The sequence below is a fragment of the Shinella sp. WSD5-1 genome (genome assembly GCF_963942435.1).
In the GTDB taxonomy this organism is placed as follows: Bacteria; Pseudomonadota; Alphaproteobacteria; order Rhizobiales; family Rhizobiaceae; genus Shinella; species Shinella yambaruensis.
On sequence record NZ_OZ012598.1, the window covers coordinates 347,781 to 362,770 of the forward strand.

The 14,990-nt window shown below is 65.0% G+C and carries 12 protein-coding genes; 10 read left to right on the forward strand and 2 right to left on the reverse strand.

The genetic code is table 11. The features are described 5' to 3' along the window. The 5 genes from AABQ55_RS28405 to purU all read left to right on the forward strand — a co-directional run bounded on the left by AABQ55_RS28405 (position 1) and on the right by purU (position 5,170). Positions 1-1,005, forward strand: coding sequence for an Ldh family oxidoreductase (locus tag AABQ55_RS28405; RefSeq protein WP_272808192.1), 1,005 nt, complete (start codon positions 1-3; stop codon positions 1,003-1,005). Between the two features lie 102 nt (positions 1,006-1,107). Further along, positions 1,108-2,112, forward strand: a complete 1,005-nt coding sequence (locus tag AABQ55_RS28410) for a glycine betaine ABC transporter substrate-binding protein (protein WP_272808191.1) — start codon at positions 1,108-1,110, stop codon at positions 2,110-2,112. Positions 2,113-2,228: 116 nt separating this feature from the next. Beyond that, positions 2,229-3,101: an ABC transporter permease gene (locus AABQ55_RS28415; RefSeq protein ID WP_338341924.1), complete on the forward strand. Its 873-nt coding sequence runs from the start codon at positions 2,229-2,231 to the stop codon at positions 3,099-3,101. Positions 3,102-3,104: 3 nt separating this feature from the next. After that, positions 3,105-4,250 carry a quaternary amine ABC transporter ATP-binding protein gene (locus AABQ55_RS28420; protein ID WP_272808190.1) on the forward strand — a complete coding sequence of 382 codons (1,146 nt, stop codon included), beginning with the start codon at positions 3,105-3,107 and terminating at the stop codon, positions 4,248-4,250. A 35-nt stretch (positions 4,251-4,285) separates the two neighbouring features. After that, a complete protein-coding gene (purU, locus tag AABQ55_RS28425) occupies positions 4,286-5,170 on the forward strand; it encodes a formyltetrahydrofolate deformylase (RefSeq protein WP_272808189.1) in 885 nt (294 codons plus the stop codon). A gap of 157 nt (positions 5,171-5,327) precedes the next feature. Here the strand turns inward: purU and AABQ55_RS28430 are convergent, their stop codons facing one another. Both AABQ55_RS28430 and acnA read right to left on the reverse strand, forming a co-directional pair. Continuing rightward, complete coding sequence (locus AABQ55_RS28430; RefSeq protein WP_245082022.1) at positions 5,328-5,708, reverse strand: ectoine synthase; 381 nt, start codon at positions 5,706-5,708, stop codon at positions 5,328-5,330. Between the two features lie 186 nt (positions 5,709-5,894). After that, a complete protein-coding gene (gene acnA, locus AABQ55_RS28435) occupies positions 5,895-8,465 on the reverse strand; it encodes an aconitate hydratase AcnA (RefSeq protein WP_272808188.1) in 2,571 nt (856 codons plus the stop codon). A 181-nt stretch (positions 8,466-8,646) separates the two neighbouring features. Here acnA and AABQ55_RS28440 point away from each other — a divergent pair, with 181 nt between their 5' ends. From AABQ55_RS28440 to AABQ55_RS28460, 5 genes are all read left to right on the forward strand, one after another. After that, positions 8,647-9,573, forward strand: coding sequence for a GntR family transcriptional regulator (locus AABQ55_RS28440; RefSeq protein WP_272808187.1), 927 nt, complete (start codon positions 8,647-8,649; stop codon positions 9,571-9,573). Between the two features lie 86 nt (positions 9,574-9,659). Next, positions 9,660-10,754, forward strand: a complete 1,095-nt coding sequence (locus AABQ55_RS28445) for an isocitrate/isopropylmalate dehydrogenase family protein (RefSeq protein ID WP_272808186.1) — start codon at positions 9,660-9,662, stop codon at positions 10,752-10,754. A 129-nt stretch (positions 10,755-10,883) separates the two neighbouring features. Beyond that, a complete protein-coding gene (locus AABQ55_RS28450) occupies positions 10,884-11,990 on the forward strand; it encodes an ABC transporter substrate-binding protein (protein WP_272808185.1) in 1,107 nt (368 codons plus the stop codon). Positions 11,991-12,054: 64 nt separating this feature from the next. Further along, positions 12,055-13,815, forward strand: coding sequence for an ABC transporter permease (locus tag AABQ55_RS28455; protein WP_272808184.1), 1,761 nt, complete (start codon positions 12,055-12,057; stop codon positions 13,813-13,815). Further along, positions 13,808-14,884, forward strand: coding sequence for an ABC transporter ATP-binding protein (locus tag AABQ55_RS28460; protein WP_272808183.1), 1,077 nt, complete (start codon positions 13,808-13,810; stop codon positions 14,882-14,884). The genes AABQ55_RS28455 and AABQ55_RS28460 overlap by 8 nt, the downstream gene beginning before the upstream one ends. Positions 14,885-14,990 lie beyond the last annotated feature (106 nt).

A 14,990-nucleotide genomic window follows, 5' to 3' on the forward strand; every position in this document is an offset into this window, starting at 1 on the left:
ATGACGGAACGGGTGATGACGCTCGCTGCGGTCGAGCATCTGTGCCTGCGCGCACTGACGGCATCAGGGGCCAGCACGGACAACGCCGCCGCCGTCGCCCGGTCGACGATGCTGGCCGAGCGCGACGGCATTCGCAGCCATGGCCTGCTCTATGTGCCGATCTACGCGGAGCACCTGCGCTGCGGCAAGGTCGACGGCAGGGCGTCGCCCGTCGTGTCGGAGCCGCGTCCCGGCGCCATCGTCGTCGATGCGGCGACCGGCTTCGCCCATCCGGCGATCGATGCCGGCTGGGATCGCTTCGTCGCCGCCGCCGGGCGGAACGGGGTAGCCGCGCTGACGGTGTTCAACTCCTACAATTGCGGCGTGCTCGGCCATCATGCCGAGCGCATCGCCGAAGCGGGCCTGCTTGGCCTCTGCACCACCCATGCCCCGGCGTCCATCGCGCCGCCCGGCGGGCGCACGCCCGTCATCGGCACCAATCCCTTCGCGCTCGGCGTGCCGGACGAGGCAGGCGGGGTCGCGCTCGTGCTCGACCAGTCGGCAAGCGTGGTGGCGAAATCGGAGATCCTCCTGCGCTCGCGCGAGGGCAGGCCCATCGAACCTGGCTGGGCGCTCGATGCCGATGGCGCGCCGACGCTCGATCCCGTCGCCGCCCTCAAGGGCTCGATGCTGCCAGCCGGCGGCTACAAGGGGTTCGGCGCCGGCCTTCTCGTCGAAATCCTTGCATCCTGCCTATCGGGAGCGGCCCTCAGCAAGGATGCGAGCCCGTTCTCCGGCACGGCGGGCGGGCCGCCGCGGACCGGCCAGTGCTTCATCGCCTTCGATCCGTCGGCCTTTTCACCAACCTTTTCGCCGCAGGTCGCAAACCTTCTCGGCGCCATCGCCGGGCAGGAGGGCGCACGTCTGCCGGGCGGCCGCCGGCGGGCCGCGCGCCGGCGCACCGAGCGGGATGGCGTGGCCGTCGACGCCGCGCTGATCGAGCGGATCGAGGCGTTCATTCGCTAAAGTTTTTCTGAAATGCGGATCAGTTATTTCGGTTTGATAAAAGTGACCGCATTCGACATCGTAACCGTCACGAGCACGACAACCACAACAAAGGGAACGGACATGAAGATCAGGACATCGATTCTCGCGGGCGCTTGCCTCTCCTGCATGCTGCTCGGCGGCAACGCTGCCCAGGCGGCGGAATGCGGCACGACGGATCCGATCACCGTGGCGGAAATGACGTGGCTTTCCGCCGGCACGCTCGCCTATGTGACCAAGGCGATCCTTGCCGAAGGCTACGGCTGCACCGTGCAGATCGTGCCCGGCGACACGGTGCCGACGGCCTCCTCCATGCTGGCCAAGGGCGAGCCGGACATCGCGCCGGAACTCTGGGTCTCGACCGTCAAGTCGACCTGGGACCAGATGCTGGCGAAAGGCACGGTGTACAAGGCCGGTGATATCTTCGCCAGCGGCGGCCAGGAAGGCTGGTGGATCCCGGACTATGTTGCAGAGGCGCATCCGGAAATCCGCTCCGTCAGCGACCTCAAGGACAATTGGAAGGTGTTCGAGGACGCATCGGCCCCCGGCAAGGGGCGCTTCTTCGCCTGCCCGCCCGGCTGGGGCTGCGAGATCATCACCAACAACCTCATCAAGGCGCTCGGCCTCGAAGAGACCTATGAAGTCTATCCGACCGGATCCGGCGCAAACCTCAAGGCCACCATCGCCCGCCAAGTCTCGCGCCAGAAGCCATTTGTCGGCTGGTACTGGGGGCCGACCGAGGTGATCGGCAAGTACAGGCTCAAGGTGCTGGACATGCCTGCCTATGATGCGGCCAAGTTCACATGCCTCACCGATGCCAAGTGCGAGAAGCCGGAACTGACCGGCTGGGCCGTGGGCGAGGTTGCCGTCGCCGCGACCACGAGCCTGAAGGAAAAGGCGCCGGATGTCGCAGAGTTCCTGTCGAAGATGCAGGTTCCGAACGCCGAGATCAGCGACGTGCTGGCCTGGGGCGACGACAACAAGGCCTCGCCGGAGGAAGTCGCGGCCTATTTCTTCAAGAACTATGAGAGCATCTGGACCAAGTGGGTCCCGGCCGACGTCGCCGAAAAGGTCAAGGCCTCGCTCTGAGGGTCCTCTGGCGAGGCGGCGCGACCGCGCGGTTGCGCCGCTCTTGCGACCTTCCTTTGCCGGCGGTCCGCGTCGCGTGGCGGCCGGCAAGAGATGCATCGTGAAAGGCTTGTGCCGTGGCAGACAATTTCCCCGAATTCATCGACACCCGCGGTCTCCGCTTTGCCATCGACGACGGCTTCAGCTGGGTCGTGGCGCATTACGGCGATACGTTCGAACGAATGCTGCTGCCGCTGCTCAAGCTCCTGAGCGCCCTTGAAAGCTTCCTGCAATGGCTGCCGTGGTACGTCACCATCGCCGTCATCGCCGCGCTGACCTATTCGGCCGCACGGAGCCTCAAGGCAACCGGCGGGGCCGTCGCCATGCTCGTCTTCATCGGGGCCCTCGGCCTTTGGAACGACGCGATGGCGACGATTGCGCTCATGCTCGCCGCGACGGTGGTGGCCGTCGTAATCGGCATTCCACTCGGCATCGTCATGGCGCGCTCGGACTGGCTGCGCTCGATCGCGCTGCCGCTGCTCGACATCATGCAGACGCTGCCGATCTTCGTTTATCTCATTCCCTTCGTCATGCTGTTCGGCCCGGGAAAGATCCCGGCGATCCTTGCCACCGTGTTCTTCGCCATTCCGCCGGTGATCCGGCTGACCGATCTCGGCATCCGCCAGGTCGACGGCGAAGTGGTCGAGGCGATCGTTGCCTTCGGCGCGACGCCGCGGCAAAAACTCCTCAAGGTGCAGATCCCGCTTGCCCTGCCGACCATCATGGCCGGCGTCAACCAGACGACGATGATGGCGCTTTCCATGGTGGTCATCGCCTCGATGATCGGTGCCGGCGGCCTCGGCTATCAGGTCCTGCAGGGTATTCAGCGGCTGGAGGTCAGCCGCGGCCTCATCGCCGGCATCGCCATCGTCTTCCTCGCCGTGATCTTCGACCGCATCGCCCAGTCCTATGGCCGGCGTGCCCAGAAACATCTTGCCAGCGGGGAATGAGGCGTGAGTACTTCCGACGTGAAAATCCAGGTCGACAAGGTCTACAAGATCTTCGGCAACCGCCCGGACGATGCGCTCGCCGAGCTGCGCGCCGGCGCGCAGAAGGCCGAGGTTCTGCAGAGGACCGGCTGTGTCGTCGGCCTCAAGGACATCGACTTCTCGATCCATCGCGGCGAGACCTTCGTCATCATGGGCCTGTCGGGTTCGGGGAAATCCACCCTGATCCGTCATTTCAACCGGCTGATCGAGCCCACCGCCGGCCGCATCCTCGTCGACGGCCGCAACATCATGGAGATGAATGCGAAGGAGCTCATCGCCTTCCGCCGCACCGGCATTTCCATGGTGTTCCAGCGTTTCGGCCTGCTGCCGCACCAGACGGTGCTGGAAAATACCATCTGCGGGCCGATCCTGCAGGGCGTCAACCGCCGCGAGGCGGTGGCCCTCGGCATGGAGCAGCTGGAGCTCGTCGGGCTCAAGGGGTTCGAGAACCGCTTTCCACGCCAGCTTTCCGGCGGCATGCAGCAGCGCGTCGGCCTGGCCCGGGCACTGGCGACGCAAGCGGAGGTGCTTTTGATGGACGAGGCCTTCAGCGCGCTCGACCCGCTGATCAAGAGCGACATGCAGGAGCAGCTGAAGGATATCCAGGCACGGCTGAAAAAGACCATCATCTTCATCACCCACGACCTCGACGAGGCCCTGCATCTCGGCGACCGCATCGCCATCCTCAAGGACGGCGAATTGCGTCAGGTCGGCACGGGCGAGGAGATCCTGTTCCGGCCGGCCGACGATTATGTCGATCGGTTCGTGCGGAAGGTCGACCTGTCGCGTGCCCTCTATGCCCACGAGGCCTTCGCGCGGATTCCGGTCCTGACGCAGGCGGAGGCGACGCCGGAGCGGTCCGCTGCGCTGCTCGGCGAGCATCCGGGCGTCATCGTCGCCCGGGACGGCGCGTTGCGCCTCCTTGCCCGCGGTGCTTCCGGCGAGGCCGTGCCCGTGGCCAGCATCGACGCCAATGCCGCCCTCGGCCAGTGCTTTGCGCCGCTCGCCGCGCAAAATGCCATCCTTGTCACGGAGGGCGGGGCGGCAATCGGCATGCTGACCCGCGAAATGGCCTTCAAGGCCCTCGCGCGTGCCGCGCGGCCGGCCTGAAGCGCGCCCGTCCGGCTTCCAGGGGAAACGAACCGATGAAGACCTATGTGCTGACCGTATCGTGCCAATCGACCCGCGGCATTGTCGCCGCGATTACCGGCTACCTCGCCGAGAAGGAGTGCAACATCGTCGACAGTTCGCAGTTCGACGACCAGGAGACGGGCCTGTTCTTCATGCGCCTGACCTTCAAGAGCGAAGGCGGCGCAAGCCAGGACGATATCGACGCGGGCTTTGCGCCGGTCGCCAAGGCCTTCGCCATGGCCTACGAGTTCCACAACAGCGACGAGCGCATGAAGGTGCTGCTGATGGTCTCGCGCTTCGGCCATTGCCTGAACGACCTGCTCTACCGCTGGAAGATCGGCGCGCTGCCGATCGACATCGTCGGCGTCGTCTCGAACCATTTCGATTACCAGAAGGTCATCGTCAACCACGACATCCCCTTCCACCACGTCAAGGTGACGAAGGAGAACAAGCCGCAGGCCGAGGCGCGGCTGGTGGAGATCGTCGAGCAGTCCGGCGCCGAGCTGATCGTTCTCGCCCGCTACATGCAGGTGCTGTCGGATGCGGTGTGCAAGAAGATGTCGGGCCGGATCATCAACATCCACCACTCGTTCCTGCCGTCGTTCAAGGGGGCGAACCCGTACAAGCAGGCCTTCGAGCGTGGCGTGAAGCTGATCGGCGCGACGGCGCACTATGTGACGGAGGACCTCGACGAGGGTCCGATCATCGAGCAGGACGTGGCGCGCATCACGCATGCGCAGTCGGCGGACGACTATGTGTCGATCGGCCGGGACGTGGAGAGCCAGGTTCTGGCCCGCGCGGTCCATGCCCATATCCACCACCGCGTCTTCATGAACGGCAACAAGACCATCGTCTTCCCGCCCAGCCCCGGTTCCTATGCCTCCGAGCGCATGGGTTGAGCCGAAGACGACGAAAGGCCGGCGAAACGCCGGCCCCAGCCTGGTGAAGAGCGCCGCCCCACCCATCGACGTCATCCTCGGCCTTGAGCCGAGGATCCAAGTGTCACCCGCGGCTTGTGCCTTTGGTTTTGCATCCCGTGGAAATGGAGACGGGTGCTCAGCCCTCGGCATAGCTGCCGTCCTCGCGATGAACCTCGCTGCCCGAGAGCGGCGGCGTGAACACGCAAACCAGCAGGAGCGCTTCCTTCGCGCGCAGGATATGGGGATCGTGCTCGTTCAAGGCATAGATCGTTCCCGGGACGATGGGAAAGACCTCTCCCGTGGAAACATTCTCCACTTCGCCCTCGCCGGAGATGCAATAGTTCGTTTCGAAATGGTTCTTGTAGTGCAGGTGCAGTTCGGCACCTTTTGCCACCCGCGTCTCGTGAACCGAATGTCCCATTCCATGTTCCCGCACGATCATCCGGCGGCTCTGCCAGCCGGGACCCGACGCATCCCGCGGCGTACCTGCAATCTCCTCAGATGTGACGACGATCATGTTTTTTCCTCCTACTCGATATCTTGTTCGATGTCCGCGAGGGCTGGTTCTATCCGTGCGGCGGCTTCCCGTGATTATCACGCCCATGGCGCGCGAGATATGCCTGCTGGCCGCGCAGCGTCCATCCCATGGGGGGATACCGTGGCGGCGCGTCCCACCAGGCCTGTTGGCGTATGGCGCGATACTTCAACGCGTTCGCGTGTCGGACAAGATCGTGGAGATCATTCCTCCGGCGTTGAGGATCCGGATTTCCCGTTCCGTTTCCACGGCCGCCCTTCCCACCAAAGCCTGGTTTTGGCCGTCGGCGCGGCGGATGAGCAGTTTCAGCTCGCTTCTCGGCTCCACCGCCGTGGCATCGATCGTGATCCTGTCCTGCGGTCCTATCGAAAGCGGCACGGCGCGATCGATCACCACGGGAAGCACGCCCATGCCGATGAGGTTGCTGCGGTGGATGCGCTCGAAGCTGCGGGCGATGACGGCGCGTATGCCGAGGAGGGCGACGCCTTTGGCCGCCCAGTCGCGCGAGGAACCGGTGCCGTATCGTTCGCCCGCGACGATGACGACCGGCCGGTTTTCCTGCCGGTAGCGTTCGGCGATGGCCCAGAGGGGGCCTTCCTCCATCGTCGGGGCATGGATGGTGCGGGCGGCGGGCCGGCCGTCGATCAGCAGGTTGCCGGCGGTGCGGTTGTCGAAGAGGCCGCGGACCATAACCTGCCAGTTTCCGCGGCGGGCGGCGTAGACATTCAGGTCGTCCGGCGGGTCGCCATGCGCGACGAGATGCCGTCCCGCATGGCTGGCCGCGCCGATCTGGCCGGCCGGCGAGATATGGTCGGTGGTCATGTCGTCGCCGAGAACGAGCAGCGGATGGGCTTCGTAGGCGCCGAGCCGGCTTGCCGTCCGTGCGGAGGCGAAGGGCGGGCGGCGGATATAGGTCGATGCGGGATCCCAAGGAAACCGCGCGGAGGCGGGGGCATCGAGCGCCTGCCATGCCGCGTTGGCTGCGGCCTGCGCGAAGGCCTGTCCGAAATCGGCGGGCTCGGAGGCCCCTCGCACAATGGCATCGATCTCCCCGTTTGCGGGGAGGAGATCGCCAAGGCGGATGGTTTCCCCGTGCGGGCCGCGGCCGATGTCGCGGTTCATCGGATCGGAGACGAATTTGCCGATGAGCGAGAGGGCGACGACGAGCGGTGGGGACGCGAGGAAGCCGAACTGGAGGCTTGGATGGACGCGCCCGGGGAAATTCCGGTTGCCGGAGAGGAGCGCGGCGGCGACGGTTCCGTCCGTGATTGCCGCGGCCATGTCCGCTTGCAGGGGGCCGGAATTGCCGATGCAGGTCGTGCAGCCGTGGCCGACGATGCCGAAGCCGAGCGCTTCCAGGTCCGCAAGCAGGCCGCTGCGCGCCAGGAAACGCTCGGCCGCGGGGGAGCCGGGCGCCAGCGATGTCTTCACCCAGGCGGGCGGGCGAAGGCCGAGGCGCCGTGCTTTCCGGGCAACGAGGCCGGCGGCGGCGAGGAGACGCTGATCGGAGGTGTTGGTGCAGCTCGTGATGGCGGCAATGGCAATCGCGCCGTCCGGTATGGTTTTTCCGGTTTCGAAGGGCTTGCCGCTTGCTGCCTCCAGTGCCTCGGCGGCCGTTGCGACGGGCAGCCTGTCCTGCGGGCGTCGGGGGCCGGCGAGGATCGGTTCGATTGCCGATAGGTCGAGATCGATTATGCGGCTGTAGCGCGGCTCCGCCGCCGGGTCGAACCAGAGGTGGAGGGCCTTTGCCGCCCTTTCGACGAAGGCGCAATGGTCCGCGCTGCGGCCGGTCTGGCGCAGATAGGCGACGGTTTGTCCGTCAATCGGGAAAAAGCCGGTGGAAGCGCCGTATTCGGGCGCCATATTGGCGACGACGGCGCGGTCGCCGCAGGTCAGCGCCGGAACGCCTTCGCCGAAAAACTCGATGAACTCTCCCGATATGCCGTGCTTTCGGAGCAGATGGGTGACCTCGAGTGCAAGGTCCGTGGACAGCACGCCCGGGCCGAGCCGGCCGGTGAGACGGACCCCGACGACGTCGGGCAGGCGGATCGTCACCGGCAGGCCGAAGAAGACGCTCTCGGCCTCCAGGCCCCCGACGCCCCAGGCGAGCACGCCGATGCCGTTGATCATCGGCGTATGGCTGTCCGTGCCGATCAGCGTATCCGGGGCGGCCCGGCGCGTGCCGTCCCGCTCGACGACCTCCATGACCGTGGCGAGCTGTTCGAGGTTCAGCGTGTGCATGATGCCGGTGCCGGGCGGATGCACCCGCACGCCCGGCAGTGCCGTGGTCGCCCATTTCATCAGGCGGTAGCGCTCGCTGTTGCGGTCCATCTCGCGCCGCATGTTGTGTTCCCGCGCGTCGCCGCGGCCATACCGGTCGACGGCGACGCTGTGATCGACCGATACGTCGACGGGCAGCACGGGTGTCAGGCGCGACGGATCGCCGCCTGCCTCCGCGATGGCGTCACGCATGGCGGCGATGTCCACCAGGGCGGGAACGCAGGTCGTGTCGTGCATGAGGACGCGGGAGGGGTGGAAATCCACCTCCGCCTCGCTCGTGCCCTCGCCGAGCCAATCGCGCAGGGCGTCGGTGAACGAGGCAAGGCGCGCGGGGTCGCGGCGGGCGACGTTTTCAAGCAGGATGCGCAGGACGAAGGGCAGGCGCCGGACTTCGTCGAAGGCCGCGCGCAGGTCAATGGCTTCGACCGGACCCGTCTCGGTTTCGATCCATAGAGCCATTTCGCATCTCCAAAGTGATTTTTAATACGTAAAAAGCCAATAATTAGAGAATGTCAACGAGTTTCCGACGATTCATTGGCTTTTAATGCGGTATATATGCAAAGAATCCCGCCTCTTGTTTCCTTTGCCCGCAGCATGGAATAACCTCCAGCCGATTGCTTCAGAAGACCGGACGGTATCCATGCGCTCCAGCCAGCTCGCCCAGACCATCGCGAACGAAATCACGCTTCTCGTCACATCCGGCGAGCTTTCGGTGGGCGATCACCTGAAGACGCAGCAGCTGGCGGACCGTTTCGGCGTGTCCCGCTCGCCGGTGCGCGAGGCCATGGACATGCTGGCAAGCCAGGGGCTGCTGGAGCAGAAGGAAAACCGCGGCTTCTTCGTCCGCGAGGCGGCGAGCGGTGTCGTCGAGCAGGTGCGTGACGATACCGGACCCTTCGAGGTCGCCAACGACTACCAGCGGCTGGCGGAGGATTGGCTGACGGACCGCATTCCCGCCGAAGTCACCGAACAGATGCTGCGCGAGCGCTATGAGCTCACCAAGTCGCAACTCAACGACATCCTGATGCGTGCGACCCGCGAGGGCTGGGCCGAGCGCAAGCAGGGCTACGGCTGGCGCTTCCTGCCGGTCGCCAAGACGCCGGAGGCCTTCGAGCAGATCTACCGCTTCCGCATGCTGATCGAACCGGCCGCGATGCTGGAACCCGAATTCCGGCTCGACCGCAAGATCATCGACGAGCAGCGCCGGATCCAGAGCCGCATGCTGGACACGGACATCGAGCGGCTGCCGGCCGAGCGCCTCCTGCACAATGGCGCGCTCTTCCATGAGGAGTTGATCAAGATGGCCAACAATCCCTTCTTCCACATCTCGCTCGTGCGCGTGAACCGCATGCGGCGCCTGCTGGAATACCGCTCGCGCGTCGACCGCAGCCGCACCGTGCGCCAGTGCCGGGAACACCTCGAAATCCTTGATCTTCTGGAGCGCGGTGAGGTCGTGGAGGCTTCCTACGCGATGCGCCGGCACCTCGGCGGTGCACTCTCCAAGAAGTCGCCCATTACCTGGTCCTGGTCGCACCAGGCGCATGAAAAAGACAATCTCGAAAAATAGTGATTGCATTTTTAGATTTAAAAAGCCAATAATCTCCCCGTGACGCAGAGCGGCGATTTCGCTCGTCGCCTCATGGGAGATATCTGATGAAAATATTCGTGACGCCGTGTGATGGGATCGGTCCGGAGATCACAGCGGCAACCATGGAGGTCCTGAAGGTCGCCGATGCGGCGTTCGGTCTGGGCCTCGAATACCACTTCGAGGACACCGGCTTCACGAGCCTGGAAAAGTTCGGCACGACGCTGCGCGACGAGACGATCGAGCGCGCGCGCACCTTCGACGGCATCATCCTGGGACCGCAGTCGCACATGGATTATCCCGCCCGCGACAAGGGCGGCGTGAACGTTTCGGCCGGCTTCCGTGTCAAGCTCGACCTCTATGCCAATGTCCGCCCGGCGCGTTCGCGCCCGTTCCTCAACGATGCCAAGAAGATGGACCTCGTGATCATGCGCGAGGCGACGGAAGGGTTCTATCCCGACCGCAACATGTATGCCGGCACGGGTGAATTCATGCCGACGCCGGATGTGGCGCTCTCGGTGCGCAAGATCACGGCGTCCGCCTGCGAACGCATTGCCCGCCAGGCCTTCCTGCTCGCCATGAAGCGCAACAGGAAGGTAACCGCGGTCCACAAGGCCAACAACTTCATCCTGACGGACGGCCTGTTCCTGCAGCAGGTGCGAAAGGTCGCCGCCGAGTTCCCCGACGTGACGCTCGACGATTTCATCATCGACGCGATGGCCGCCCATCTGGTGCGCGACCCCTCGCGCTTCGACGTGATCGTCGCGACGAACTTCTATTCCGACATCCTGTCGGATCTCGCCAGCGAGCTTTCGGGCAGCCTCGGCCTTGCCGGCTCGATCAATGCCAATGCCGAGACCGGCCTCGTCTGCGCCCAGGCCCAGCATGGCTCCGCACCCGACATCCAGAACCGCAACATCGCCAACCCCACCTCGCTCATCCTTTCCGCGGCGATGATGCTGAGCTGGCTCGGCGAGCAGCGCGGCCTGGCGCATTTCGAGGCGGCCGGCGCGGAAATCGAACGGGCCGTCGACGAGGTTCTCGCCGATCCGGCGTCCCGCACCCGCGATCTCGGCGGGACCACCAACACCGATACCTTCGGTTCGCTTGTCGCGGGCGCGGTTCGGGCGGGCGGCGGCGAGCGGAAACGTGCCAGTGCCTGAGAAGAGCATTTGCATTTTGATTTTTTAAAATCCAAAATGCAAAGCATGAGGAGGCGGGGGCAGGGAGTGGCCCTCGCATGACGTGCCCGGCCGCTCCGAAGCGCGGGCCAATCTTTTGGGAGATGAGAGATGAATTACACAATATCCGCCCGCTCGGCCGTCTTCGCCGTCGGCACGGCGCTCATGACCGCCTTCGCCGCCGCCGCATTCGCACAGGACGTTCCCGCCGGTTATCCGGCCGGCTATGCCGACGTCATCGCCGCGGCAAAGGAGGAAGGCACCGTCTCGGTCTACACCTCGACCGATGCCGCCCAGTCGCAGAAGCTGCAGGATGCCTTCACCAAGAAATACGGCATCAAGATCGCCTATAACGACCTCGGAACGAACGGTGCCTACAACCAGGTGATCTCGGAAGCCGCCGCCGGCCAGACGACGGCCGACGTGGTCTGGAGTTCCGCCATGGACCTGCAGATGACGCTTGTCCAGGAAGGTTATGCGGCCGAATATGCCTCGCCGGAAACCGGCCACCTGCCGGCATGGGCCAATTACAAGAACATGCTGTTCGGCACGACCGTCGAGCCGGTCGGCGTGATCTACAACACCAAGGCACTGTCGGAAGACAAGCTTCCGAAGACCTATGCCGACATGATCGCCTTCCTCAAGGACAACAAGGCCGAGCTTCAGGGCAAGGTCGCGACCTTCGACCCGGAAAAGAGCGGTTCGGGCTTCCTGCACCACTCGAACGATGCCCGCAACCGATCGGACTTCTGGGATCTCGCCAAGGCCATGGGCGAGGACGGCGCGAAGATCTATTCCAGCTCCGGTGGCATGAAGGAAACGGTGGTATCGGGCGAAAACGTCATCGCCATCAACATCATCGGCTCCTATGCGCTCGACTGGGTGAAGGAAAGCCCGAATCTCGGCGTGCATTTCGCAAGCGACTACACGCCGGCCTTTTCGCGCCTCGCCCTGATCACCAAGGATGCCCCGCATCCGAACGCCGCCAAGCTCTTCGTCGACTTCATGCTCTCGGCCGAGGGGCAGTCGCTTCTCGCCGAAGGCGGCCTGCCGTCCGTGCGTGACGACGTGACCGCCGGCCTCAACATCCAGACGCTGAACGAGCGCGTCGGCGGCGGCCTGAAGCCGATCGCGGTCGATGAAGGCGTGCTCGAATACATGGAGCCGACGAAGCGCGTCCAGTTCCTCAACGACTGGAAGGCCGCCCTCGGCCGCTGATGCTCAGCCGGCCGCGGCGCTCAGATAGCGCCGCGGCTCCGCCACCGTTTGCGAGAGGCATAGAATGTCCACCCATACACAAGCACCGGCTGCGCTCGCCCTGGCGAAAGCCGCGGCCGAGAAGAAGTATCCGGCCAGGATGCCGCGGCACGGCAATGCCAGCCTTTACCGGCGCGTCGTCATCGGCCTTCTGGCAATCGCCGTTTTGGCGCCTGTCGGCCTGATCGTCTACCAGAGCTTCCTGACGGCGGCCTTCTTCAGCCCGCGCGCTCAATTCGGTCTCGACGCCTACAAATACGTCTTCACCGACAGGAATTTCTACAAGGCGCTCGGCACCACCGCCATCTTCTCCTTCGGCATGGTCGCGATTGCCGTGCCGCTCGGCGGCCTGCTGGCCTTCCTGATCACGCGGACGGACATCAGGGGCAGGCGCCTGCTCGAAATCCTCGTGCTCGTGCCGATGTTCATCTCGTCCATCGTGCTGGCCTTCGGCTATACGGTGTCCGTCGGCCCGACGGGCTTCGTCTCGCTCTTCGTCCGCGGCATCCTCGGCTTCGTGCCGTGGAACATCTACAGCCTGCCGGGCATGATCCTGATTGCCGGCCTCAGCCATGTGCCGCATGTCTATCTCTATGTCTCCTCGGCCATGCGCAACCTGCCGTCGGACCTGGAGGAGGCCGCCCGCACCACCGGCGCGTCCATCTGGCAGGTCTCGCGCGACGTCACGCTGCCCATGGTGCTGCCGGCGCTGATCTTCGCCGCCGCGCTCAACATCCTGCTCGGCTTCGAGACCTTCGGCATCCCGCTGGTCCTCGGCGATCCGAACGGCATCATGGTGCTCACCACCTACATCTACAAGCTCACCACGCTGTTCGGCACGCCGACCTATCAGCTGATGGCCGTCGTCGCCGTGGTGCTCATCCTCATCACGCTGCCGCTCGTCTGGATGCAGCGCACGCTTTTGCGCAATGCCCGCAAATATGCCGCGATGGGCGGCAAGGGCGCTCGCGTCGCCACGCTGAAACTCGGCGGGAGCGGTCAGGCCATCGCGCTTTCGATCATCGGCTTCTGGCTCTTCGTCTCCGTCGCCCTGCCGATCGGGGGTATCGCCGTGCGCGCCTTCGTCGATGCCTGGGGCGAAGGCGTCAATCTGCTCGACCATCTCACGTTCGCGAATTTCGACCGCATGCTGGAAGTTCCGAGCCTGGTGCGCGGCATCGTCAATACCGTGCTCCTCTCCGTGGTCGGCGGCGCCGTCGCGGTCGGCATCTACCTGATGGTCGGTCTTGCGGGGCATCGCAACTGGGGCCTGTCGAACACGGTGCTCGACTACATCGTGCTCCTGCCGCGCGCCCTGCCCGGACTTGTCATCGGCCTTGCCTTCTTCTGGGTCTTCCTGTTCGTGCCGCTGCTGACGCCCTTGCGCCCGACGCTGGTCAGCCTCTTCATCGCCTATGTCGTCGTCGGCCTGTCCTATGGTCTGCGCCTCCTGCAGGGCACGCTCATCCAGGTCGCACCGGAGCTTGAGGAATCCGCCCGCACCACGGGCGCCACGATCGGCCGGACCTGGAAGGACGTGGTGATCCCGATCGTAAGGCCCGGCCTTGCCGGCGCCTGGGCGCTGATCATGATCATCTTCCTTCGCGAATATGCGACGGGCGTCTACCTCATGGGCGCGGGCACGGAAGTCATCGGTTCGCTGATGGTCTCGCTTCTCCAGACCGGCGCCATGAACACGATCGCCGCCCTTTCCCTCATCAGCATCGTCTTGACGGGCGCAGGCCTTGCGCTCGCCCTTCGTTTGGGAGCAAAAATCCATGACTGAACTCGTCGTCAGCAATGTCCAGAAATGGCTGGGCGGCCTGCAGATCCTCAAGGGCGCGTCCTTCACGGCGCAGCGCGGCTCCATCGTCGCCCTGCTCGGCGCCTCGGGTAGCGGCAAGACCACGCTGCTGCGCTGTATCGCCGGGCTCGAACAGCCGGAAATCGGCCAGATCGTCATCGGCGGCAAGACCGTGCTCGACGGCGAGACGAAGATCGCCCTGCCGCCCGAGCAGCGCAATATCGGCCTCGTCTTCCAGTCCTACGCGCTCTGGCCGCACCGGACGGTGAAGGAGAACGTCGGCTACGGCCTGAAGCTGCGCGGCGTGACGCAGGCCGATATCGAAAAGCGCGTCCAGGCGATCTTGGACCGCATGGGGCTTGGCCATCTGGCCGACCGCTTTCCCTCCCAGCTTTCGGGCGGCCAGCAGCAGCGCGTCGCGATCTGCCGGGCGCTGGTCTATGAGCCGCGCGTGCTTCTGCTCGACGAGCCGCTTTCCAACCTCGATGCGAAGCTGCGCGAGGAAGCCCGCTACTGGATCCGCAAGCTGATCCTCGACCTCGAAATCTGCGCCATCCTCGTGACGCACGACCAGAGCGAGGCGCTTGCCGCCGCCGACAACATCCTCCTCCTGCAGGATGGCCGGATCGTCCAGCAGGGCGGGCCGCAGGAGATCTATTCCAACCCGAACAGCTTCTATTCGGCGGACTTCCTGGGCGCCAACAACATCGTCAAGGCGAAGGTCAAGTCGGTCGACGGCAAGAGCGCCATCATCGGTGGCGAGAACTGGAGCCTTGACGGGACGGTGCGCGAGGCCTCGGGGCTGGCCGCATCGGAGGATGCGCGGGCGGTCATCCGTGTCGAGCAGATCAGCGTCAGCGACCAGCCGCAGGCCGGCGGGCTGGAGATGAACCTCGACGACAGCATCTATCTCGGCGACCGCTGGGAATATCGCCTGCGACGCGGCGACTTCGTCGCCAAGGCGCATGGCGCAAAGCAGCTTTCGACCGGCACGGTCTGGGCGCGCATTCCCTCCGAAAGCGTGTGGGTGTTCTCGGCAGGCCAGCGCTAGCGCCTTTCCAGCCGAAGCGGCATCGTTTCGGCATCGGACGATGCGGTAGAAACAAGATGCCGGGGCAGTTCCGGCGAACCGGATTTCACGGAATTACCCCGGCGAA